22 protein-coding genes and 1 pseudogene are annotated in these 21,892 nt (G+C 71.9%); 7 read left to right on the top strand and 16 right to left on the bottom strand.

Annotation, left to right across the window (positions count from 1 at the left end; translation table 11 throughout):
• Nucleotides 1-2: 2 nt before the first annotated feature.
• On the top strand, nucleotides 3-482 hold the full coding sequence (locus ACFYW3_RS00585; RefSeq protein ID WP_351750771.1) for a DUF3093 domain-containing protein: 480 nt from the start codon (nucleotides 3-5) through the stop codon (nucleotides 480-482).
• 37 nt (nucleotides 483-519) lie between these two features.
• On the opposite strand, the gene ACFYW3_RS00580 is transcribed toward ACFYW3_RS00585, so the two are convergent.
• From ACFYW3_RS00580 to ACFYW3_RS00565, 4 genes are all read right to left on the bottom strand, one after another.
• A complete protein-coding gene (locus ACFYW3_RS00580) occupies nucleotides 520-1,437 on the bottom strand; it encodes a hypothetical protein (RefSeq protein ID WP_389385117.1) in 918 nt (305 codons plus the stop codon).
• Nucleotides 1,438-1,449: 12 nt separating this feature from the next.
• Nucleotides 1,450-1,746: a DUF4193 domain-containing protein gene (locus ACFYW3_RS00575; protein ID WP_053676268.1), complete on the bottom strand. Its 297-nt coding sequence runs from the start codon at nucleotides 1,744-1,746 to the stop codon at nucleotides 1,450-1,452.
• A 383-nt stretch (nucleotides 1,747-2,129) separates the two neighbouring features.
• The gene (locus tag ACFYW3_RS00570; protein WP_351750767.1) at nucleotides 2,130-3,377 is read right to left on the bottom strand and encodes a HAMP domain-containing sensor histidine kinase; all 1,248 of its coding nucleotides are present in this window, start codon (nucleotides 3,375-3,377) and stop codon (nucleotides 2,130-2,132) included.
• 5 nt (nucleotides 3,378-3,382) lie between these two features.
• Nucleotides 3,383-4,036 carry a response regulator transcription factor gene (locus tag ACFYW3_RS00565; protein WP_030008767.1) on the bottom strand — a complete coding sequence of 218 codons (654 nt, stop codon included), beginning with the start codon at nucleotides 4,034-4,036 and terminating at the stop codon, nucleotides 3,383-3,385.
• 251 nt (nucleotides 4,037-4,287) lie between these two features.
• Between ACFYW3_RS00565 and ACFYW3_RS00560 the strand changes: the two genes are divergently transcribed.
• The gene (locus ACFYW3_RS00560) at nucleotides 4,288-4,473 is read left to right on the top strand and encodes a hypothetical protein (RefSeq protein ID WP_351750765.1); all 186 of its coding nucleotides are present in this window, start codon (nucleotides 4,288-4,290) and stop codon (nucleotides 4,471-4,473) included.
• A gap of 94 nt (nucleotides 4,474-4,567) precedes the next feature.
• On the opposite strand, the gene ACFYW3_RS00555 is transcribed toward ACFYW3_RS00560, so the two are convergent.
• The gene (locus ACFYW3_RS00555; RefSeq protein WP_351750763.1) at nucleotides 4,568-5,371 is read right to left on the bottom strand and encodes an inositol monophosphatase family protein; all 804 of its coding nucleotides are present in this window, start codon (nucleotides 5,369-5,371) and stop codon (nucleotides 4,568-4,570) included.
• Nucleotides 5,372-5,395: 24 nt separating this feature from the next.
• Nucleotides 5,396-6,556 (bottom strand): ferrochelatase, encoded by a 1,161-nt coding sequence (locus ACFYW3_RS00550; protein ID WP_389385116.1) that lies wholly within the window; start codon nucleotides 6,554-6,556, stop codon nucleotides 5,396-5,398.
• A 170-nt stretch (nucleotides 6,557-6,726) separates the two neighbouring features.
• Here ACFYW3_RS00550 and ACFYW3_RS00545 point away from each other — a divergent pair, with 170 nt between their 5' ends.
• Both ACFYW3_RS00545 and ACFYW3_RS00540 read left to right on the top strand, forming a co-directional pair.
• Nucleotides 6,727-7,998: an MFS transporter gene (locus ACFYW3_RS00545; protein ID WP_389385115.1), complete on the top strand. Its 1,272-nt coding sequence runs from the start codon at nucleotides 6,727-6,729 to the stop codon at nucleotides 7,996-7,998.
• The gene (locus tag ACFYW3_RS00540; RefSeq protein ID WP_351750759.1) at nucleotides 7,931-9,277 is read left to right on the top strand and encodes a D-arabinono-1,4-lactone oxidase; all 1,347 of its coding nucleotides are present in this window, start codon (nucleotides 7,931-7,933) and stop codon (nucleotides 9,275-9,277) included. Before ACFYW3_RS00545 ends, ACFYW3_RS00540 begins: the two co-directional genes overlap by 68 nt.
• Nucleotides 9,278-9,284: 7 nt before the next feature.
• Here the strand turns inward: ACFYW3_RS00540 and ACFYW3_RS00535 are convergent, their stop codons facing one another.
• Nucleotides 9,285-10,130: a hypothetical protein gene (locus ACFYW3_RS00535; RefSeq protein ID WP_389385114.1), complete on the bottom strand. Its 846-nt coding sequence runs from the start codon at nucleotides 10,128-10,130 to the stop codon at nucleotides 9,285-9,287.
• Between the two features lie 538 nt (nucleotides 10,131-10,668).
• On the opposite strand from ACFYW3_RS00535, the gene sepH reads away from it, so the two are divergent.
• Complete coding sequence (gene sepH / locus ACFYW3_RS00530) at nucleotides 10,669-11,676, top strand: septation protein SepH (protein WP_351750756.1); 1,008 nt, start codon at nucleotides 10,669-10,671, stop codon at nucleotides 11,674-11,676.
• A gap of 69 nt (nucleotides 11,677-11,745) precedes the next feature.
• On the opposite strand, the gene ACFYW3_RS00525 is transcribed toward sepH, so the two are convergent.
• A complete protein-coding gene (locus ACFYW3_RS00525) occupies nucleotides 11,746-12,588 on the bottom strand; it encodes a sulfurtransferase (RefSeq protein ID WP_389385113.1) in 843 nt (280 codons plus the stop codon).
• A gap of 189 nt (nucleotides 12,589-12,777) precedes the next feature.
• Here ACFYW3_RS00525 and ACFYW3_RS00520 point away from each other — a divergent pair, with 189 nt between their 5' ends.
• Entirely contained in the window at nucleotides 12,778-13,563 is a 786-nt protein-coding gene (locus ACFYW3_RS00520) for a VOC family protein (RefSeq protein ID WP_351750754.1), read from the top strand.
• A 180-nt stretch (nucleotides 13,564-13,743) separates the two neighbouring features.
• Here ACFYW3_RS00520 and ACFYW3_RS00515 read toward each other — a convergent pair.
• The 7 genes and pseudogenes from ACFYW3_RS00515 to ACFYW3_RS00485 all read right to left on the bottom strand — a co-directional run.
• Nucleotides 13,744-13,863: pseudogene (locus ACFYW3_RS00515) on the bottom strand (thymidine kinase); the annotation flags it as partial.
• A 169-nt stretch (nucleotides 13,864-14,032) separates the two neighbouring features.
• Nucleotides 14,033-14,302 (bottom strand): hypothetical protein, encoded by a 270-nt coding sequence (locus ACFYW3_RS00510; protein WP_389385112.1) that lies wholly within the window; start codon nucleotides 14,300-14,302, stop codon nucleotides 14,033-14,035.
• 27 nt (nucleotides 14,303-14,329) lie between these two features.
• Nucleotides 14,330-14,779, bottom strand: coding sequence for a hypothetical protein (locus ACFYW3_RS00505; protein WP_389385111.1), 450 nt, complete (start codon nucleotides 14,777-14,779; stop codon nucleotides 14,330-14,332).
• Between the two features lie 48 nt (nucleotides 14,780-14,827).
• Nucleotides 14,828-15,478, bottom strand: a complete 651-nt coding sequence (locus tag ACFYW3_RS00500) for a thymidine kinase (RefSeq protein ID WP_389385110.1) — start codon at nucleotides 15,476-15,478, stop codon at nucleotides 14,828-14,830.
• Between the two features lie 65 nt (nucleotides 15,479-15,543).
• Complete coding sequence (locus ACFYW3_RS00495; RefSeq protein WP_351750748.1) at nucleotides 15,544-16,746, bottom strand: nucleotide pyrophosphatase/phosphodiesterase family protein; 1,203 nt, start codon at nucleotides 16,744-16,746, stop codon at nucleotides 15,544-15,546.
• Entirely contained in the window at nucleotides 16,746-17,342 is a 597-nt protein-coding gene (locus ACFYW3_RS00490; RefSeq protein ID WP_053676318.1) for a DUF5998 family protein, read from the bottom strand. The genes ACFYW3_RS00495 and ACFYW3_RS00490 overlap by 1 nt, the downstream gene beginning before the upstream one ends.
• Before the next feature lie 92 nt (nucleotides 17,343-17,434).
• Nucleotides 17,435-20,314: a GNAT family N-acetyltransferase gene (locus tag ACFYW3_RS00485; RefSeq protein WP_389385109.1), complete on the bottom strand. Its 2,880-nt coding sequence runs from the start codon at nucleotides 20,312-20,314 to the stop codon at nucleotides 17,435-17,437.
• A gap of 184 nt (nucleotides 20,315-20,498) precedes the next feature.
• On the opposite strand from ACFYW3_RS00485, the gene ACFYW3_RS00480 reads away from it, so the two are divergent.
• Nucleotides 20,499-20,780, top strand: coding sequence for an HPr family phosphocarrier protein (locus ACFYW3_RS00480; protein ID WP_053676283.1), 282 nt, complete (start codon nucleotides 20,499-20,501; stop codon nucleotides 20,778-20,780).
• 298 nt (nucleotides 20,781-21,078) lie between these two features.
• Here the strand turns inward: ACFYW3_RS00480 and ACFYW3_RS00475 are convergent, their stop codons facing one another.
• Nucleotides 21,079-21,744, bottom strand: a complete 666-nt coding sequence (locus ACFYW3_RS00475) for a GntR family transcriptional regulator (protein ID WP_389385108.1) — start codon at nucleotides 21,742-21,744, stop codon at nucleotides 21,079-21,081.
• Between the last annotated feature and the right edge of the window lie 148 nt (nucleotides 21,745-21,892).

Genomic DNA, 21,892 nt, shown 5'->3' with positions numbered 1-21,892 from the left:
CCATGCATCCCTCCCCCGCGCACCACGACGAACGCCTGACCGCTCCCCGCGCCTGGTGGGGCATCGCCGTGCTCCTCGGCGTCGCGTGCGCGCTGATGCTGTTGCCGCTGGGCACGCTGCCGATGCTGCTCGGTCTGGTCGGGGGCGGCGTGCTGGCGGGGATGGTGGTGAGTTCGTACGGCTCCGCGCGCGTGCGCGTGGTGAACGGCGCGCTGGCGGCGGGTGACGCGCGGATCCCGGTGACGGCCCTGGGCGAGCCCGAGGTCCTGGAGGCCGAGGAGGCGCGCGCCTGGCGCACGTACAAGGCCGACACCCGCGCCTTCATGCTGATGCGCAGCTACGTTCCGACGGCCGTCCGCGTCGAGATCACCGATCCGGCCGACCCGACTCCCTACGTGTACGTCTCCACCCGCGAGCCGCAGGCCCTGGTCGCGGCCCTTCGCGCGGCGAAGAACAGCCCGGCCGCGCCGGCGGCCGGCTGAGTCCGGGAGGTCGGGGGCGGCGGCCCGGGGGCGGTCGTCAGCCCCGCCGGTCCGCGTCGGGGCCCTCGATGACCCTGCGGGTGGCCTCGGGAAGGGGCTGGGCGGGCCGCTCAAGGGGCGGCAACTGCGGGAGGGCGTCCCAGGCCACGGCGCGGGTCCGCAGGTCCGCACGCACCTTCTCGGCGAGTTTGCGGGTGTCCCGGCGGTTCATGACCGCGCCGACGGCGGCGCCCACCATGAACGGCATCAGGTTGGGCAGGTTGCGGAACATCCGCTTCATGATCTGTTGGCGCAGTTCGCGCTTCATCTGACCGCCGAGCGCCAGGTTCAGCGTCGTCGGCTTGGTCAGGTCGACTCCGCGTTCCTCCGTCCACGACGTCAGGTACGCGAAGCTGCGTTCCCCGAGGTTGCCCGGCGCTCGGAGCCCGTAGACCTCGTGGAGTTCGGCGAGGAGCTTCAGCTCGATCAGCGCGACCCCGGTGATCTCCGCGGCCATTTCGGCCGGCATCGCGGGCGGCACCGGCAGCATCGCCGCCGCGCCGATGCTCGCACCGACGGCGGACGTGGCGTTGGCGGCGCCGGTGATCAGTTTGTCGGCGAGCCGATCGGGATCGAGGTCCGGGAACTGCGCGCGCAGGGTCGCGAGGTCCCGAACCGGAACGCGCGGTGCGTTCTCGATGATTCGGTCGGTGATGTACAGGGCGGCGGCCTTCGCACCTTCGCCGCCCTTGCGCACACCGTTCTTGACGGCTTGCACCCGACGAGCCCCGAACGACTGCCGGGACTCCTCGTCGGCCGCTGTGGCCGACGGCACCGCCGCGGCGGTGTCGGAGGGCACGGCGGGTACGCCGGGGGCTCCAGGGCCCGTTGCCGGGTCCGTGGTTCCCACCTGCGTCTCCGCCGGATCACCAGATTTCCGGAAGCGTCGCTTCCGAAATGGCGTCGAGCCTGTCACGGCCGACGCCTCTCAGTCGCAGTCGCGACAGATCGGCTGACCGTTCTTCTCACGTGCCAGCTGGCTGCGGTGGTGCACCAGGAAGCAGCTCATGCAGGTGAACTCGTCGGCCTGCTTGGGCAGGACCCGTACGGCCAGCTCCTCATTGGAGAGGTCCGCACCGGGAAGCTCCATGCCTTCGGCCGCGTCGAAGTCGTCCACATCGACGTTCGACGACGACTTCTCGTTGCGCCGGGCCTTCAGCTCTTCGATGCTGTCGTTGTCAACGTCGTCGTCGGTCTTGCGTGGGGTGTCGTAGTCCGTTGCCATTGTTCGCTCTCCCCCTCTGGGATTTAGCGGTGTCTCAGCGCACGTAACGCGCGAGAGGCCGGACTTGTGCCCGACCTGAGGCGGAGATTTTGCCTCACATCAAGGTCTGTTACTCAATCGACACCCAGCCGCACGCCCGAAGGCGCATTTGGCTGGGATGACGACCGGGACCGTACACGGTCCGGGGGCCGTCTTGCACAAACGCCACCCCGTGTATTTCCCGCCATCACGGGGGCCGGAAACCCGGACTTCCCGGGCTTTCCGGCCTTCCCCGGGTCACTGAACGCACATGACCCGACACTCGACAATGTGATCGATCACACAGGGCCCCTGGCCACGACCGTTGTGCTGTTCAGCCAACAGCGAACACACGGGACCGCAGGTCACAGGGGCAACGTGACACGCATCACCAGGCCACCGCCCTCGCGAGGGGTCGCCTGGATGCGGCCCCCGTGTGCGCGGGCCACGGAGCGCGCGATCGAGAGACCGAGCCCCACACCCTTGTCACTGCCCGTTCGTTCGGTACGCAGCCGCCTGAAGGGCTCGAAGAGGTTCTCCACCTCGTACGCGGGAACAACGGGACCCGTGTTCGATACGAGCAGCACCGCGTGACCGTGCTGGACCTCGGTGGTGACCTCCACCCAGCCGCCCTCCGCGACGTTGTACCGGACGCCGTTCTGCACCAGGTTGAGGGCGATCCGCTCCAGCAGCACGCCATTGCCCTGGACGACCGCCGGGGCGCGTTCGCCGCGGATCTCCACGCCCTTGGCGCCGGCCTCGCCGCGCGCCTGGTCGATGGCCCGCGAGGCGACCTCGGCCAGGTCCACGGGCTTGCGTTCGATTATCTGGTTGTCGCTCCTGGCCAGCAGGAGCAGGCCCTCGACGAGCTGCTCGCTGCGCTCGTTGGTGGCGAGCAGCGTCTTGCCGAGCTGCTGGAGCTCCACCGGGGCCCCCGGGTCGGAGAGGTGCACCTCCAGGAGCGTCCTGTTGATCGCCAGTGGCGTCCGCAGCTCGTGCGAGGCGTTGGCGACGAACCGCTGCTGGGCCGTGAAGGCCCGCTCCAGCCGGTCCAACATCTCGTCGAAGGTGTCGGCCAGTTCCTTGAGCTCGTCGTCCGGCCCGTCCAGCTCGATCCGCCGGGTCAGGTCGGAGCCGACCACCCGGCGGGCGGTACGGGTGATCTTGCCGAGCGGCGAGAGCACCCGGCCGGCCATCGCGTAGCCGAAGGCGAAGGCGATGATGCTGAGGCCCAGCAGGGCCATCAGCGACCGGCTGAGCAGGTCGTCCAGGGCGTGCCTGCGCTGTTCCAGGACGCACGCGTTGATGGCGGCGTTGAACTGGTCGAGTGGCTGGCCCTTGCCGGCCACCCCGGGACAGGTGTTGCTGATGACCGTGACGTCGGTCCCGTCCACGATCTTGAAGGGCGTGCCGTTGCCCTCGCGCAGCGCCTGCGCCGCCAGCAGGTAGATGATCGACAGCAGCAGGATGCCCGCGATCAGGAACATCCCGCCGTACAGCAGGGTGAGCCGTATCCGGATCGTCGGCCGCAGCCAGGGGAAGGGACCCTCGGGCTGTCCGGGGTCCCAGGTGGGTTTCGGTGGCGCCGCGGGCGGCGCCGGTGTCGCTGCCATCCCCGTCAGATCCGGTATCCGGAGCCCGGGACGGTGACGATCACGGGCGGCTCGCCGAGCTTGCGCCGCAGGGTCATGACGGTCACCCGGACCACGTTGGTGAAGGGGTCGGTGTTCTCGTCCCAGGCCTTCTCCAGCAGTTGCTCTGCGGAGACCACCGTGCCCTCGCTGCGCATGAGGACCTCCAGCACCGCGAACTCCTTCGGCGCCAGCTGTACCTCCTTGCCCTCGCGGAAGACCTCGCGGCGGTTCGGGTCCAGCTTGATGCCGGCCCGCTCCAGCACGGGCGGCAGGGCCACGGTCGTACGCCGCCCGAGCGCCCGCACGCGAGCGGTCAGCTCGGTGAAGGCGAAGGGCTTGGGCAGGTAGTCGTCCGCCCCGAGCTCCAGCCCCTCGACACGGTCGCTCACGTCACCGGAGGCGGTGAGCATCAGGACGCGGGTGGGCATGCCGAGCTCGACGATCTTGCGACAGACGTCGTCGCCGTGCACGAGCGGGAGGTCCCGGTCGAGCACGACCACGTCGTAGTCGTTCACTCCGACGCGCTCTAGGGCCGCGGCGCCGTCGTACACGACGTCCACGGCCATGGCCTCCCGGCGCAGGCCGGTGGCCACCGCATCGGCGAGCAGCTGCTCGTCCTCGACGACGAGTACGCGCACGTCGTTTCCTTCCTTCGAGCCCAGAAGGGCACACCTGTATTGCGTCGACCATCCTGCACGTTTCGGCGGTAAACCGGCTGTAAGGCGCCGCTCGGTCGCCTCCCCCCGGGTGGAAGTGGGGATTCCCCGGCCTCGCGAGGTTTCTGGGCCCGGGGCGCCGGGGAGGACGACTGCACACCCCGACCACTCCCTGACGGCGGACTGCCACGTGCTCACCCGTCGCCGACCCATGAAGAGGGGGCGCACCCACCATGGACGCATTCACCGCAGGCCTTCTGCAGCGCATCGAGGCCACCCAGTCCGACCTCAGCAAGGCCCGTGAGACGGGCGACGACCACCTCGCGGACGTGGAACAGGCGGAGCTGGAGGACCTCCAGCGCCTGGCCGCCGAACACGGGGTATCCGTGGAACACGGCGTATCCGTCACGGCCGCCTGATCCCACCCCGCCCCGGACCCCCGACCCCGGCCGCCCCCTGGGCGCCCGGGGTCCTTCCGTGGGCCGACCCGCCGGACCGGGCCACCGGGGGGCCTCAGTCGCGCCAGGCCTCCGCCTCGTCCAGCAGCGGTTGCAGCGAGGCGAACACGGCCGGGGTGGCCGCCAGCGCCAGCTCGCCCGACGCGGGCAGTCCCGGCCGGCCGCCGGTCAGCGCCCCCGCCTCGCGCGCGATCAGCTCGCCCGCCGCCAGGTCCCAGGGGTTCAGCCCCCGCTCCCAGTAGCCGTCCAGCCGCCCGGCGGCCACGTCGCACAGGTCCACGGCCGCCGAGCCGCCCCGCCGGATGTCCCGCACCAGCGGGATGATCCGCCGGGCGACCTCGGCCTGGTGCGCACGCCGCGCCTGCACGTACGCGAATCCGGTCGCGACCAGCGCCTGGTCCAACGGCGCCGCAGGCCGGCATGCGAGGCGGGCGTCGCCCAGCCACGCCCCGTCCCCGAGCACCGCGTGGAACGTCTCCCCGCGCATCGGGGCCGCGACGACCCCGACCACGGTCTCGCCCCGGTACTCGGCGGCGACCGACACGGACCAGCTCGGCAGCCCGTACAGGTAGTTCACGGTGCCGTCGAGCGGGTCCACGACCCAGCGCACCCCGCTGGTCCCGGGGGTGTCCGCGCCCTCCTCGCCGAGCAGCCCGTCCTCGGGACGCCTCCGGCCGAGGATCTCGGTGATCAGCTTCTCCGCCGCGATGTCCATCTCGGTCACCACGTCGATCGGGCTGGACTTGGTCGCGGCCACCGCGAGGTCCGCCGGTCGCCCGTCGCGCAGCAGTTCACCCGCCCGCCGGGCCGCCTCCAGACCCACGTCGAGCAGCTCGGCCTTCAGTTCCGCGGAAATCATGGTCGTGCCACTCCCTGGGGTCGGTCAGGCGTACGGACTGTCCACGCCCGCGGCGGCCGGCCGCGGGGCTCGCGCCGGGCAACAGCCCACCGCGCACAGATCATGACTCGGGCCGAGCAGTCCCAGCGCGCACCGTTCGACCGGCTCGCCGCGCTCGGCCGCGGCCCGCTCCAGCAGCAGGTCCCGTACCGCCGCCGCGAACCGCGGGTCGGCGCCGACCGTCGCCGAGCGGGCGATCGGCAGGCCCAGTTCGGCGGCCTTGGCGGTGGCCTCCGTGTCGAGGTCGTAGAGGACCTCCATGTGGTCCGAGACGAACCCGATCGGCACCATCACGACCGCCGGGGTGCCCCCCGCGTGCAGGGCCTCCAGGTGGTCGCAGATGTCCGGCTCCAGCCACGGGATGTGCGGGGCGCCGCTGCGCGACTGGTAGACGAGGTCCCAGAGCGGCTCGGTGCCCGTCTCGGCGCGCACCGCGTCCGCGATCACGGTGGCCACGTCCAGGTGCTGGCGGACGTACGCACCGCCGTCGCCGTGCTCCTCCACCGGGCCCGAGGTGTCCGCCGAGGCGGTCGGGATCGAGTGCGTGGTGAACACCAGGCGCGCCCCGGCCCGCACGTCCCCCGTCAGTTCGGCCAGGGAGGCGAGCACCCCGTCGATCATCGGCTGCACGAACCCCGGGTGGTTGAAGTAGTGCCGCAGCTTGTCCACCCGCGGCAGTTCCTCCACCCCCTCCTCGGCCAACCGCGCCAGGGCGTCGGCGAGGTTCTCCCGGTACTGCCGGCAGCCCGAGTACGAGGCGTAGGCGCTGGTCGCGAGCACCGCGATCCGGCGGCGGCCGTCGGCGGCCATCTCGCGCAGCACGTCGGTGAGGTACGGGGCCCAGTTCCGGTTGCCCCAGTAGACCGGCAGGTCCAGCCCGTGCTCCGCGAAGTCCTTGCGCAGCGCGTCCAGCAACTCGCGGTTCTGCCCGTTGATGGGGCTGACGCCGCCGAAGCCGAAGTAGTGCTGCCCGACCTCCTTGAGCCGCTCGCGCGGGATGCCGCGCCCCCGCGTCACGTTCTCCAGGAACGGAACGACGTCGTCGGGGCCCTCGGGGCCGCCGAAGGAGAGCAGCAGGAGGGCGTCGTAGGGGGCCGCGAGGCCCTCGGCCGCTCGGGGGGCGCAGGCACGGAGCTGGTCAGACATGCTCGAATCCTGCCACCCGCCGGCTCGGGCCGGGAATCGGACCCGGCGCGTCCGAGACCGAAGATCAAAGGTAAGGTCACCCTAACTTCCTGTCTGGATTTTCCCCATGCGGGCGCCTTGTCGGCGACCGTAACCTGTGGGGGCCACAGACGTCCCTTACGGAGCGCAACGTGCCCAGTCCCTACCGCGCGATCTTCGCGACCCCCGGCACCAAGGGGTTCACGGCCGCCGGCCTCATCGGTCGGATGCCCCTGTCCATGGTCGGCATCGGTGTGCTGACGATGATCACCGAGCTCGGCGGCAGCTACGCCCTCGCGGGCGGGATCACCGCGACCATCGCACTCTCGGCCGCCGCCGTGGGCCCCCAGGTGTCCCGGATGGTGGACCAGTACGGACAACGGCGGGTGCTGCGCCCGGCGACCCTCGTCGCGGCGGGGGCGGTGACCGGCCTGCTGCTCTCGGCGGCGAACGAATGGCCCCGCTGGACCCTCTTCGTCTTCGCCGTCGTCGCGGGCTGCGTGCCCAGCGTCGGCTCGATGGTGCGCGCGCGGTGGACGGCGCTCTTCCGGGACACCCCGCAGTTGCACACCGCCTACTCGTTCGAGTCGATCCTCGACGAGCTGTGCTTCATCGTCGGTCCGCCGCTCGCCGCGACCCTGTCCGCGAGCTGGTTCCCGGAGGCCGGCCCGGTGGTCGCCCTCGTCTGCCTGCTGACGGGGGTGTGGTGGCTGACCGCGCTCACCGCCACCGAGCCCGCGCCCCATCCCCGCCACCCGCAATCGGACCGCTCCTCGGCGCTGCGCTCCCCCGGCCTCCAGGTCCTGGTCGCCACCTTCGCGGCCACCGGCGCGATCTTCGGGTCCGTGGACGTGGCGACGCTGGCCTTCGCCGAGGAGCACGGCAACAAGTCCCTCGGCGGGGTGTTCCTGGCGATCTGGGCCTTCGGATCCTGCCTCGCGGGGATCGTCTTCGGCCTGTTGCACTTCAAGGGCAAGGCCGAACCTCGCTGGATGCTGGGCATCAGTGCGATGGCCGTGAGTATGATCCCCCTCCTACTGGCCGGGAACCTTCCGTTCCTTGCCGTGGCGCTCTTCGTCTCGGGCCTCGCCATCGCTCCCACGATGATCACCACGATGGCCCTGATCGAGGCGCACGTACCTCACGCGAAGCTGACCGAGGGCATGACCTGGATCAGCACCGGCCTCGCGGTCGGCATCGCGCTCGGGTCCTCCGTGGCCGGCTGGGTCGTCGACGCGGCCGGCGCGCGGACCGGGTACGTCGTCTCGCTCTCGGCGGGGGTGACCGCGGCAGCGGTGGCGTTCGCGGGATTCCGCCGGCTGACGAGGCCGGCGCAAGGGGAGGAGCCAGGCACCGATGGGGACGGCGACAGCAGGGCAGAGCGGGTACGCCGGGACGGCGAGGACGCCGGCCACGTGGCGTAACTGGGCGGGGAACGTCAGTGCCACGCCCGCCCGCGTGGTGACCCCGACCTCGGTCGGGGAGCTTCAGGAGGCGGTCCGTCGGGCCGCCGAGGACGGGTTGAGGGTGAAGGCCGTCGGCACCGGCCACTCCTTCACGGCGGCCGCCGCCACCGACGGCGTGCTGATCCGTCCGCAGTCCCTGGCCGGCATCCGGTCCGTGGACCGGACGGCCGGGACCGTCACGGTGGCGGCGGGGACGGTCCTCAAGGACCTCAACCAGGCCCTGGCCAGGGAGGGCCTGTCGCTCACCAACATGGGCGACATCATGGAGCAGACGGTCTCGGGTGCCACCAGCACCGGCACCCACGGCACCGGCCGCGACTCGGCCTCCCTCTCCGCGCAGATCCGCGGATTGGAGCTGGTCACGGCCGACGGCCGGCTGCTGGCGTGCTCGGAGAAGGAGAACCCGGAGGTCTTCGCGGCGGCCCGGCTCGGCATCGGCGCGCTCGGCATCCTCGCCTCGGTCACCCTCGCGGTGGAGCCGATCTTCTTCCTGACCGCCCGTGAGGAGCCGATGTCCTTCGACCGGGTGACGGTCGAGTTCGACGAGCACTTCGCGGAGAACGAGCACTTCGAGTTCTACTGGTTCCCGCACACCGGGAACTGCAACACCAAGCGGAACAACCGCAGCCAGGGCCCGGCCGCACCGCCCGGGCCGGTGAGCGCGTGGGTGGAGGACGAACTGCTGTCCAACGGCCTCTTCCAGGCGGTCAACTCGCTGGGGCGCGCCGTCCCGGCGACCGTCCCCGGCATCGCCCGGATCGCCAGCCGCGCCCTGTCGGCGCGCACCTACACGGACATCCCGTACAAGGTGTTCACCAGCCCGCGCCGGGTCCGGTTCGTGGAGATGGAGTACGCGCTTCCCCGTGAGCGCGTCGTGGAGGCGCTGCGCGAGCTGAAGGCGATGGTCGACGGATCCGACCTGCGCGTCAGCTTCCCGGTGGAGGTGCGCACCGCACCGGCCGACGATGTCACCCTGTCCACGGCGTCGGGCCGGGAGACGGCCTACGTGGCGGTCCACATGTACAAGGGCACCCCGTACCAGGCCTACTTCACGGCGGCGGAGCGCATCTTCACCGCGCACGGCGGACGGCCGCACTGGGGCAAGGTGCACACGCGGGACGCGGAGTACCTCGCCGGGGTGTACCCGCGCTTCGCCGAGTTCACGGGGCTGCGGGACCGGCTGGACCCGGACCGGCTGTTCGGCAACGACTACCTGCGGCGCGTGCTCGGGAGCTGACTCCGGTTCAGGAGGGGCTCGGCGCGGGTCCGGTACCGGTGCCCGTCCCGCCGGAACCGGATCCCGAGCCACCGGTCGACTTCCCCGGGCTCGGGGTCGGGGTCGGAGTGGGCGTCGGGGTCGGGTCGGGCTTCGGCGGCGTCGGGTCCGGGCTCGACTCCCCGGAACGGGAGGGAGTCGGGTCCGGTCCCGGGCTCTCGCCGCCCGGGGAGGTCGAGGGGTTCGGGGACTTCTTCCCGGTCCCCGGGCTCTCGCCGCCCTTGCCGTCCCGTTCACCCTTGCGGCCGTCGCCGTCGTCGGTGCCCCGACCGGGTTCCTCCCGCGGGGTGCTCGGCCTGTGATCGGCGGCCTTGCGGGTGCCCCCGGACAGGATGGTGCCGCCGCCCTGGCTGACCGAGGTACCGGCGATCGCCTCGTAGGTGCCGAGTCCGCCGAGCGCGATGGCGAAGGCGACTCCGGAGGCGACCGCCGTGCGCTTCCAGCCCCGTACGCGGGTGCCGTGCACGGTCGCGTCGCCGAACTCCTCGGAGGGCAGGGCCGCGCCCGGCAACAGCGAGCCGTCCGCCGCCTGGTCCTTGTGCACCTCGGGCACCTGCCGGGCCTTGGGGCGGGCGGTCTCGCGCAACTGGTCGCCGGTACGTCGGAACAGGTGCTGGACGACGGGCCCTCCCGCGGTGGCGACCACGCTCACCACGCCGGCTCCGAGGATCGTGCCGTAGACCCCCATCTGCGAGGCGAGCAGGGCAGCCGCGACGGTGGCGGTGGAGGTGCCCGCGATCTGCGCCACGCTCAGATCGAGCTTCTTCTTCTCCGGTTCCGCGTCCACCGTGTCCCGCGTCGTCTTCTGACCCATCGCCATCCCCTGCGTGCCCTGCCTCTCGCGCTTCTCCTCTTCCAGCAGTTACTGACACCTGAGCGAAACGGAAAGTTCCGTTTCGGGGGATTCTGTGAAGCAAGACACCCTCAAACCGACCGGGGCGCAGGTCCGACCGGTTACCGACCGCATTCAGGGCAGCTCAACTCCCGCCGCCCGAGACAAGTTCGGCGGCGCGGCGGTCCACCTGCGTGGCCCGAATGGAGTACTGTGGCGAGCCCTGGGGCCGTCCTTCCTTTCGGATGTCCGGACTCGGGAGAGGGGGCCGGACGATGGAGAAACGGCACTCGAGACCGGCGATGCCGCGGTGTTGCACGGGTTCCTGCTGCGCACAGTAATCGTTCGGTCACTGTGCGTACCCAACAGGTAACCGTGCCATAACGGCGATCAAGGGCGCATGCCCGACACGCCGGTTTAACTCGGCAAGGTTGTGGCAGGCTGCACCCGGGCAGGCCACACTCGACTAGCGGAAGCAGCGACGCACGTGACGTCGGCAGGCACCACCCGGGAGGTCCCCATGCCCGAACTGCGTGTCGTGGCCGTCTCCAATGACGGCACACGACTGGTGCTCAAGGCTGCGGACAGCACGGAGTACACGCTTCCGATCGACGAGCGTCTCCGGGCCGCCGTACGCAACGACCGTGCGCGCCTGAACCAGATCGAGATCGAGGTGGAGAGCCACCTCCGCCCTCGCGACATCCAGGCCCGCATACGAGCCGGCGCCTCCGCGGAGGAGGTCGCTCAACTCGCGGGCATCCCCGTCGACCGGGTACGCCGGTTCGAGGGCCCCGTGCTCGCGGAGCGCGCGTTCATGGCCGAACGCGCCCGCAAGACTCCCGTGCGCCGCCCCGGCGAGAACACCGGCCCCCAGCTCGGCGAGGCCGTGCAGGAACGGCTGACACTGCGCGGGGCCGACAAGGAGTCCGTGCAATGGGACTCCTGGCGCCGAGACGACGGCACCTGGGAGGTCCTGCTGGTCTACCGGGTCGCCAGCGAACCGCACGCGGCGAGCTGGACGTACGACCCGCCCCGCCGACTGGTCGTGGCCGTGGACGACGAGGCCCGCTCCCTGATCGGCGAATCGGACGACCTGCCCGCGACGCCCGAGCCGAGCTTCCCGTTCGTGCCGAGGATCGCGCGCCTGCCCCGCGACCGTCCGCTCGACCGCGCACTCGACCGCCAGATGGAACGCCCCGCCCCGCCGCCGGAACCGGAGGAGGAGCGGGACACCCTGACCAGCCTGCTGGAAGCCGTGCCGAGCTTCCGCGGCGACATGGTCGTTCCGGAACGCGTCGACCTGCCGGCCGAGGAGCCGGAGGTCGAGGAGGCGCCGGCCGCCTCCGCCGGAGCCGGCAGCGCGTACGCCGACGTCCTGATGCCGCGCACCGTGGCGGGCCACCGCGACCGGTTGACCGGCACCACCGACCGGCAGGCCGAGGCCGACGGCGTCCGCCCGGGCCGGCGCGCCGCGGTGCCGAGCTGGGACGAGATTGTCTTCGGCACCCGGCGCAAGAAGCAGGAGTAGCGGGAACACCCGTATCGAAGGGTCGGGAGCGCGGCGCACGCGGCGCTCCCGACCTTCCGTGTGCCCGCCCTACGGCGTCGGGCCCGTGGCGACCGGGCGGGCCGGATCCGAGGACCAGTCCGACCAACTGCCCGCGTACAGCGCGGACGCGATGCCCGCGACGTCCAGGGCCAGCACCTCGTGCGCGCCGGAGACCCCCGAGCCGCAGTAGACCCCGACCGGGCCCTCCCCCGCGGCGCCGAGCGCCTCGAACCGTGCGCGCAGTGCCTCCGTCGACAGGAACCGTCCGTACGCGTCCACGTTCTCCGAGGTCGGAGCGGACACCGCACCCGGTACGTGGCCGCCGACCCGGTCGATCGGCTCGACCTCGCCCCGGTACCGCTCCCCCGCCCTGGCGTCCAGGAGGACACCCGAACGGGCCAGCGCGGCCGCCCCGTCCGCGTCGAGGACCTCCATCGCGCCCGGGTTTGGCTTGAAATCACCCTCGGTGGGGGTGGGCGTGTCGGTCGTCACCGTGCCCTCGGCCGCCGTCCAGGCCGTCAGGCCCCCGTCCAGGACCCGAACGTCCGTGTGCCCCGTCCAGCGCAGCAGCCACCACGCCCGGGCGGCGGCCCAGCCCTGTCCGCCGTCGTACGCGACCACCGGCACGCCGGCGCGGACCCCGGCCCGGCGCATCACCGCGCCGAACGCCTCCGGGTCCGGCAGGGGGTGGCGCCCACCAAGTCCCTTCGCGCTCACGGGACCTGCCAGTTCGTGGTCCAGGTCCACGTACACGGCACCCGGCAGGTGTCCCGCCTCGTACGCGGGCCGCTGGTCGGGGCCGCCCAGTTGCCAGCGGACGTCCAGGAGCACCGGTGGGGTACTTCCGGTCATTTCGCTCATCAGTTCGGAAGCCGAGAGGATCGCAGTCATGGGGCACATCTTCCTCCCCACTCCGGCACCCCGTGTAACAAGCCGGACATCAACGCGCCGCGACGGGCCGCACTGATTCGGTCATCTCTCCTCCGCTCCCGGGAAACGCGGCCCGGTCGAGGCGCGCCGAACCCCTCGGAGTGGAAGCATCACTTCGAGGACAGGCCCACGACTGAGGAGACGGCTGACATGACCGAGGCAGCGAAGGCAACCAGGCGTCAGCCCGGTACACCGTGCTGGGTGAGCCTGATGGTGCACGGCCTCGGCCCCACCGAGGAGTTCTACGCCGACCTCTTCGGCTGGGACTACCAACCCGGCCCGGAGCAGTTGGGCCCCTACGTCAGAGCGGCGCTCGACGGCCGAGAGGTGGCCGGCATCGGCGAAATGCCCCCGGACCGGCACCTTCCGGTCGCCTGGACCACGTACCTCGCCACGGATGACGCCGATGCCACGGCCGAGGCGATCCGCGCCTGCGGAGGCACGGTCGCGGTGGGCCCGCTGGACGCCGGCATCGCGGGCCGGGTGGCGATCTGCTCCGACCCGCTCGGCGCCATCTTCGGCATCTGGCAGGCGGGCAGTCATCTCGGCACCGCGCTGCACGGTTCCCCCGGCACCCCGGTCTGGAACGAGCTGGTCACGCAGGACACCACGGCGGTCGGCAAGTTCTACGAGCACGTCTTCGGCCACGAGGCCCGCCAACACCCGGACGCGACGGACGACTTCGACTACCTGACCCTGCGCCTGGACGGCCGCCCGGTCGCAGCCGTGCACGGGGTGGGCCGCTCGCTGCCGCACGACCGGGGGCCGCACTGGATGACGTACTTCGAGGTCGAGGACACCGACGCGGCCGCGGCCCGGGTGATCGACCTCGGGGGCCGCGTCGTCCAACCGCCCCGCGAGGGCTTCAACGGCCGGCTGGCCACCGTCGCGGACCCGGAGGGGGCGATCTTCACCCTGGTGCACTCCCGGAACTGACTCCTCGCCGCACTCTCGGTGGCGCCCACGTTGTCACGGGCAGCCGCGGTCGGAATCTGCGCCGACGCACGGGCTGTGACCTGCGCCGGGGTCAGACCGACAGGCCCCTCTGCCTCGCGCCGGATGGAGCCGTGACAGGTCTCCGCCCCGTCCAGGGAACCGCGCGGGATGATGGCCGTGTCAGGCGTGGTTGACCGGGAGGACGTCCGGGGAGAGGGCGCCCGCATGGGCCGCGGCGGAGGTCATGTGGCGGCGGTGGCGGCGGCGACACAGGACCTCGTAGCCGATCTCCTGCTCTGGAGCGCCAGTGTGCTCTTACGTGACCATCCACCACCTCGCGCCGCGTTTCAGCGCGGCCGAGGCAGTCAGGCCTGGCGATCCGCGACGGGGTCACCACCGTGGGGCGCTGCCACCCACCCGCATCGTGTGCACACGGCAACCCGTGGGGCGACCTGGCACCGGTCTCGTTTCAGGCGTCGTCTCTCAGCCGCCGGGCGATGTCGATGTCGTTCTGGAGCGCGCTGAGACGGGGAAACGGCTCGCGGGTGGCGTCCAGCACGCAGACGTGGAGCTTGTCGCCCGCCTGCGGTGGCGCTACGTTCTCGTCCCGCCAGGACGGATGCTTCACCTGGTCGATGAATCCGAAGAGGCCGACGGATCCGTCCACTTCCACCTTCGCGCCCACGGGAGCGACCGCGACGACCCTCACGTCGAGTTCCTGGTGGTCACGGAACCTCAATTGGGCCCTCCAAAGATTTTGACCCAGCTACGGTCCCGGGTGAGCTCGTTGAACCGGTCGAGCTTGTCCACCGGGATCTCGAACTCGATCCGGCGGCGCGCCGTTCGGCCCGTTCCTGTCGTGGATCTTCGCATGGTCGGCGAACTCCTCGAGGAACGACGGGTGCATTTCATACCTCACCATTCCCTTGGCGAAGTTCGCTCCCGTCGGGCCGGCGTACTCGGCAGCCACCGCCCGTTCGCCGAAGTAGATCTTGCCGTCCGAGATGATTCCGCCGCCGATGTCCACCCCGGGTTGATGGTTGGCCGGGTTCGGCCCGTGGTCGAGCTTGTACTGGGCGTGGGCCCCCTTCGGCGTCCGGTAGATCGGAAAGCAGTCCGGTGCCAGGCCCAGGCAGTCCGTCCACGCGTGCGGATTCGTCACGTAGGTGGAGGGGTTCGGCGCCGGGGTGAGGCCGAGGGGGTCCTGGAACAACACGCTACCGGGGACCCCACTGGTTCCCTCAGGCCCCCTGCGAAGGCCCTGTCAGGCGTGGTTGACCGGGAGGACGTCCGGGGAGAGGGCGCCCGCATGGGCCGAGGCGCTCGTCATCTGCTTGCGGTGGTGGCGGCGGCACAGGACCTCGTAGCCGATCTCCTCCGCCGGGCGGTTCACGTCACCGACCACCACCTGGGCGCCCTCGACCACCATCTCCCCACCCACCGTGCGGGCATTGTGCGTGGCACGGGATCCGCACCAGCACAGGGCCTCGACCTGGAGCTGCTCCAGGCGGTCCGCCAGCTCGATCAGGCGCTGCGAGCCCGGGAAGAGCTTCGTGCGGAAGTCCGTGGTGATGCCGAACGCGAAGACGTCCAGGCCCAGGTCGTCCACGATGCGCGCCAACTGGTCGATCTGGTCGGGCTCCAGGAACTGGGCCTCGTCCACGATCACGTAGTCCGCCTTGCCGCCCTTCGAGAGCTGGGCGACCAGGTACGCGTACAGGTCCATGCCCTCCGGCGCCTCCACCGCCTCCGTCACCAGGCCGAGGCGCGAGGACAGCTTGCCTTCGCCCGCCCGGTCGTCACGGGTGAAGATCACGCCCTGGAGCCCGCGCGCATCACGGTTGTGGGCGATCTGGAGCGCCAGTGTGCTCTTTCCGCAGTCCATCGTTCCGGAGAAGAACACCAGCTCGGGCATGGGAAGTACGGGACCTTTCGGTTCGGGGCACAAGGGTGGGCGGAGACGGTCGGGTGACGCGTGGGTCAGGTGCGGACTTCGAGGAGCGGCACCAGTTGCTCGGCCGCGGTCATGGAGCCGTGCATGCCGACGAGCGCCGACTCGTTGGGCTCGTTGCGGGACGCGGTGATCGCGACATCGGCGTGGGCCGCTGCGACGACGTCGCCGATCCGGCCCAGCACACGCTCGTCGCACTCCCCCGGGGCGCCGAACCAGCCGAGTTCCAGGGCCTCTTCGCGGCTCGCGATCCAGAAGCGGTCCCCGAGCACCTCGCGCCACACGGTGAGCACGTCGGCCTCGGCTCCCGGCACCGCGTAGACGTGTCGGGCCCGTCCCTCGCCGCCCAGCAGGGCCACGCCCGCGCCCAGTTCCCAGTCCTCGTCGAAGTCGATCCGCGAGTCCTCGTCGAAGGGGACGTCCACCATGCCGTGGTCGGCGGTCACGTACAGGGCGGTGCGGGGCGGCAGTTGTTCCGCCAGGCGCTGCACCAGCCGGTCGACGTGCATGAGTTGACCGCGCCACACGTCGGAGTCCACGCCGTGCCGGTGACCGGCCCCGTCGAGTTCGCTGTAGTAGGTGTACACGAGCGAGCGTTCGCCGGCGGCGAGTTGGATGGCCGCGAGGTCCATCCGCTCCTCGCCGGTCATCCGGCCGTGGAAGGTGCCGCCGCTCAGCGCGATCTTGGTGAGCGGAGTGGTCTGGAAGCCCGGCGCGGACACCTGCGCGGTGTGCACGCCGGCGGCGTCCGCGAGCTGGAAGACGGTGGGGTACGGCTGCCAGGTCTTCGGCTGGGTCCACGGCTGCCAGCGGAGCTGGTTCATCAGTTCGCCGGAGGCCGGGTTGCGCACGGCGTAGCCGGGCAGGCCGTGCCGGGCGGGCGGCAGGCCCGTGCCGACGGAGGCCAGCGAGGTGGCGGTGGTCGCCGGGAAGCCCGAGGTGATCGGGAGACCGGTGCCGCCGCGCGAACCGGCGAGCAGGGAGGCCAGGTACGGGGCCTCCTGTGGGTGGGCCTTGATCTGCTCCCAGCCCATGCCGTCGACCAGGAAGACGCAGTTCCGGTCGGCCGGGGTCAGTTCGGCGATCCCGGCGGCGAGGCCGGGAACGCCCTGTCCGGCCGCGAGGGTCGGCAGCAGGTCGGCGAGCGAGCCGGTGCCGTAGTGCGGGACGGGGGCGCCGGCGAGGTCCAGCAGCTCGGGCTCGTCCCAGTTCGCGGGTGCGGAGGAGAACATCAGCGGCCGGCGGCGGGCGAGGCCGCGGTGGCCTCGGACAGGGCCTGAGCGAAGACCAGGGTCTGGCGGACCGTCTCCGGGCCGTCTCCGGCCTCGCTGACCCGCAGGCTGAGGTCGTCGGCGGTGGAGTTGCCGGTGTAGCCGTGGTCGGAGTCGCAGTTCGGGTCGCCGCAGGCGGCGGGCTCCAGGTCGATGCGCGAGACCGCGCCCCAGCCGATGGTCAGCACGACCTCGCGCGGCAGGGTGCCGGCGGTGTACGACTCGGGGTTGGCGACGACGCGGCTGAGCACCACGGAGGAGATGCTGCCGAGCTTGACCGACTCGGTGGACGTGGTCGCGTACGGGGACGGCGATCCCGCGTCGGCGGCCTGCTCGTCGGTGTGGCTCACGATGAAGCGGTTGCCGGTGAGGACCAGGACCGTGACGTGCCGGCGCACCTCGTTGGAGTCGAAGGTCGTCTCCTGGTGGACCAGGTACGACGAGATCGGCTCGCCGCCCACCGCGGCCTCCACGGCCTCGGCCACGAGGGTCGGGTAGTAGCCGCTGCGCTCGATCGCCGCGCGCAGCCCCTGGGTCGTCGTACCGGATTTCGCCATGAGGTCCATCCTAAGGCCCGTCCGGGGCAGCCGGACCGCGCCGGACCGGTCCTGTCGCCGGCCGGACCGGTCCGGCCGGCGCCGGACCGCTCCTAGTAGCTGGGGAGGGTGCGCGGTCCGAGGTCGGTGCGGACGGGCGGACGGGCCACGCGGACGGTGGCGCTCAGCACGGAGAGCCCCTCCGTGGCGACGACGACGGGTTCCAGGGACACCCCGATCACCTCGGGGTGGTCGTGGACCAGTCGGGACAGGCGCAGGAGCAGCTCCTCCAGGGCGGGCGTGTCCACGGGGTCGCTGCCGCGCCAGCCGAAGAGGAGGGGTGCGGCGCGGATGGACCGGATCAGGGCGGCCGCGTCCCGGTCGGTGGCCGGGACGAGGTGGTGCGCGGTGTCGCCGAGCAGCTCGGAGGGCACGCCGGCGAGGCCGAAGGAGAGGACGGCGCCGGCGGCGGGGTCGATGACGGAGCGCACGACGGTGTCGACGCCGCGGGGCACCATCGCCTGGACGACGGGAAGCAGCTCGGCCGGCTTTCCGAGGGCCTGGGTGAGTTCGTCGTAGGCGCGCCGCAGTTCCGCCTCGGTGGTCAGGGCCAGGCGTACGCCTCCCAGGTCGGCGCGGTGGCGCAGGTGCGGGGCGGTGGTCTTCAGGGCCACCGGGTAGCCGAGGGTGCGGGCGGCCCGTACGGCGGCGTCGGCGTCGGGTGCGGGCAGGGTGGGGAGGACCCGGATCCCGTACCGGGCGAGGAGGGTGATCGCGTCGGCCTCGTCGAGGGTGATCGCGGAGTCCCCGGCGCCGGCCAGGAGAGCGGCGAGCTGTGTGGCGGCTCCGGCCTCGTCGATGTCCTCGTACTCGGGCACTTGGCCGGCGTCGGCGAGGGACCGCCGCCACTGCGCGTACCGCACGGCTTCGGCGACGGCCCGGACGGCCCGCTCGGCGGCGGGGTAGGCCGGGATCCGTCCCTCGCCTGCGGTGCCGGGTCGCGCGGCGGGGTCGGCCGCCGGCGGGGTGTCGGCCTGCCTCGGGGTGCCCGGCGGCGGGGTCTGCGCGGCCGGGGCACCGGGGGCGGGGACACCGGCGACCGGGGCGGTCGGGGTCACCGGGGCGGTCGGCGTGATCGCGTTCGCGGGGCGGGGCGCGACGGTTCCGGCGGCCGTGGAGAGGGCCTGCGCCAGCGCACCCAGCTCCACGTGCACCACCGCGACCGGCTTGCCGGGGTGCTCGGAGACGGCGTCGCGCAGTGCGCCCGCCAGGTCGTCGGCCGGCGCGTTCTCCCCCACCCAGGGGATCGCCGTCACGACGACCGCGTCGCAGTCCGGCGAGGCCAAGGCGTCGGCGAGGGCGGTACGGAAGTCCCGAGGCGTGGCGGCGGTGGTCAGGTCCAGCGGCGGCAGGGGCCGCAGCCCCCGGGTCAGGCACGCGTCGTAGGTGAGCACGCCCAACGATTCGGAGTTCCCGAGGATCGCCACCCTCGGGCCGGCGGGCAGCGGCTGCCCGGCCAGCAGCAGCCCGACGTCGACCAGTTCCGTGACCGTGTCGACCCGGATGACGCCCGCCTGCCTGAGCAGTTCCGAGACGGTGGATTCGGGCAGCCGGGTCCCGGGGACCACGTGTCCGGCCGGGGTGTGCCGGCCGCCCCGGGCCACGACCACGGGCTTGACGGCGGCCGTGCGCCGGGCGAGGCGGGTGAACTTGCGGGGATTGCCCAGGGTCTCCAGGTACATCAGGGCCACGTCGGTGGAGTCGTCGTCGTACCAGTACTGGAGGATGTCGTTGCCGGAGACGTCGGCCCGGTTGCCGGCCGAGACGAACGAGGACAGCCCCTCGCCGCGCCGCAGCAGTCCCGAGAGCAGGGCGATGCCGATCGCGCCGGACTGGGTGAACAGGCCGATCCGGCCGCGTGCGGACGCCGGGGTGGGGGCCAGCGAGGCGTTCAGCTCCACGTCCGGCGCCGTGTTGATGACCCCGAACGCGTTCGGGCCGATCAGTCGCATCCCGTACGAGCGGACCTGCCGCACCAGCTCGCGCTGCCGTTGCAGCCCGGCCGGACCGCTCTCGCCGTATCCGGCGGACAGCACCACCAGCCCCTGCACCCCGTGTTCTCCGCACGCGCGGACCGCGTCCGGGACCCGGTCCGCCGGGACGGCGACGACCGCGAGGTCGACCGGGGCGCCGATGTCGGCGACGGTGCGGTAGGCGCGTACGCCGTCCAGCAGGTCGGCGGAGGCCGCCTCGTTGACCGCGTACAGGTGTCCCTGGAAGCCGGTGTCCCGCAGGTTGCGCAGCGCCGCCGCGCCCACGCCGCCGCCGGACCGGCTGACTCCGATCACCGCCACGGAGCCGGGGGCCAGGAGTCGCTGGACGGAGCGGGCCTCGGCGCGCTGTTCGCGGGCGCGCTGCACGGCGAGGGACTCGGCGGTGGGTTCGAGGTCGAGGGTGAGGCGGACGGCGCCGTCCTCGAAGCTGCGCTTCTGCTGGTATCCGACGTCCGTGAACACTTTGATCATCTTGCTGTTGGCGGGCAGCACCTCGGCGGCGAACCGGCGGATGCCGCGCTCCCGGGCCACCGCGCCGATGTGTTCGAGGAGGGCGGAGGCGACGCCGCGGCCCTGGTGCGCGTCCTGGACGAGGAAGGCGACCTCCGCCTCGTCGGCCGGCGCGGAGGCGGGCCGGCCGTCGGGGCCGATGCGGTCGAAGCGGACGGTGGCGATGAACTCGCCGCCGATGGTCGCCGCGAGGCCCACGCGGTCCACGTGGTCGTGGTGGGTGAAGCGGTGGACGTCGCGGTCGGACAGGCGGGGGTACGGGGCGAAGAACCGGTAGTACTTCGACTCGTCGGAGACCTGTTCGTAGAAGCTGACCAGGCGTCCCGCATCCTCGGTGGTGATGGGCCGGATCCGGGCGGTGCCGCCGTCGCGCAGCACGACGTCCGCTTCCCAGTGGGCCGGGTACGAGGGGTCCGACTCGGTGGTCATGGCCACACCTTAAGGGGCGGACCAACCGAACGGTGCGCGCGCGGCGCGTGCGGCACACGGGGGCAAATCAGTGCAAGCTGGGGAGGGTCCAACGGCGGTGGATCCGAGCCGAAGGCCGGTTCGAGCATTCCGGGTGCCGTGAGAGACTGGTCTAGACAACCGCTAGCACCTGAAGGGCATCACCATGGCAGAGCGCCGCGTCAACGTCGGCTGGGCCGAGGGCCTGCACGCTCGTCCCGCCTCGATCTTCGTCCGGGCGACGACCGCTTCCGGCGTCCCGGTGACCATCGCGAAGGCCGGCGGCGACCCCGTCAACGCCGCTTCCATGCTGGCGGTTCTGGGCCTGGGCGCCCAGGGCGGCGAGGAGATCGTCCTCGCGTCCGAGGCCGAGGGCGCCGACGTCGCGCTGGACCGCCTCGCGAAGCTCGTCGCCGAGGGTCTCGACGAGCTCCCCGAAACGGTCTGATCCCAGACGGTCCGACCCTTCGGGTCACCCACACGTGGCGATGCCGCGGCCCCGGCGCGCAGGGGGCCGCGGCTTCGTTGTCTCAGGAATGCGCCGACGCGAATGCGCCGACGTGAATGCGCCGACGTGAATGCGACACGACGCGGGATATCGGGGCGACTTTTACCGCACGCCGAAAATACCGCCATCGAATCCGGCCGACGAAATAGGGCGCGCCGAAGTCGAGCCGACCGGAATAGGGCGGCCGGTCCGAGGCGCCGAAACCCTCGGCACATCCATTCTTTGTATACGGGCTTTGTTAATGCGGGCCGCTCGCCATGTTTACGGCAGGTTGCGAAGTCCTCACGCGCCGCCGGTGCGCCGCGACGGCGTGCTCGGCGTGCAGGGCCGTCAGGGACCGGGCCCGCTCGGCGTCGCCGCGCGCCACCGCGTCCACGATCGCGCCGTGCTCGGCCCAGGAGTCCACGGGGCGCGTCGGGGCCTCCACCGAGAACATCCAGGCGATCTTGTGGCGCGTCTGCGTCAGCAGGGCGATCAGCCCGGGGCTCGCGGACGCCTGGGACAGCGTCTCGTGGAACCAGCCCCCCAGGGCCCGCAGATCCTCCCCTTGGGCTCTCCTGGCCCGTTCCTGGCCCAGCCTGACCAGTCCGCGCAGCACCTTCAGGTGCGCCTCGGTGCGTCGGCGGGCCGCCCGGGAGGCGGCGAGGGGCTCCAACAGCATCCGCAGCTCCAGGAGGTCCGAGGCCTCCTGCTCGGTCGGCTCGGCCACACAGGCGCCGGCGTGCCGGCGGGTCGTGACGAAGCCCTCGGACTCCAGGGTGCGCAGGGCCTCGCGGACCGGGACGCGCGAAACCCCGTAACGGCGGGCCAGCACTTCCTCGGTGAGGCGGCCGCCGGGCCCGAAGACCCCGGAGATGATGTCGTCGCGGATTGCTGTGCATACCGCGTGCGCAGGAATTCGCAAGACCGGACCTCCGCTTGATTTCGTGACCGTGCCGCGACTCTATTGCAACACACGATAATTTCCGAGGACGGCCCTGGATGTGAAACATTTTCCCGCCAACGCGAAAGGCCCCGGCTCGATGAGCCGGGGCCTTCAGCGAAGAGTCGCG

Origin of the sequence: Streptomyces sp. NPDC002602, from assembly GCF_042889445.1 — a bacterium.
In the GTDB taxonomy this organism is placed as follows: Bacteria; Actinomycetota; Actinomycetes; order Streptomycetales; family Streptomycetaceae; genus Streptomyces.
Note: the sequence above shows the minus strand (reverse complement) of the source record. Positions and strands in the feature narration are given on the sequence as shown.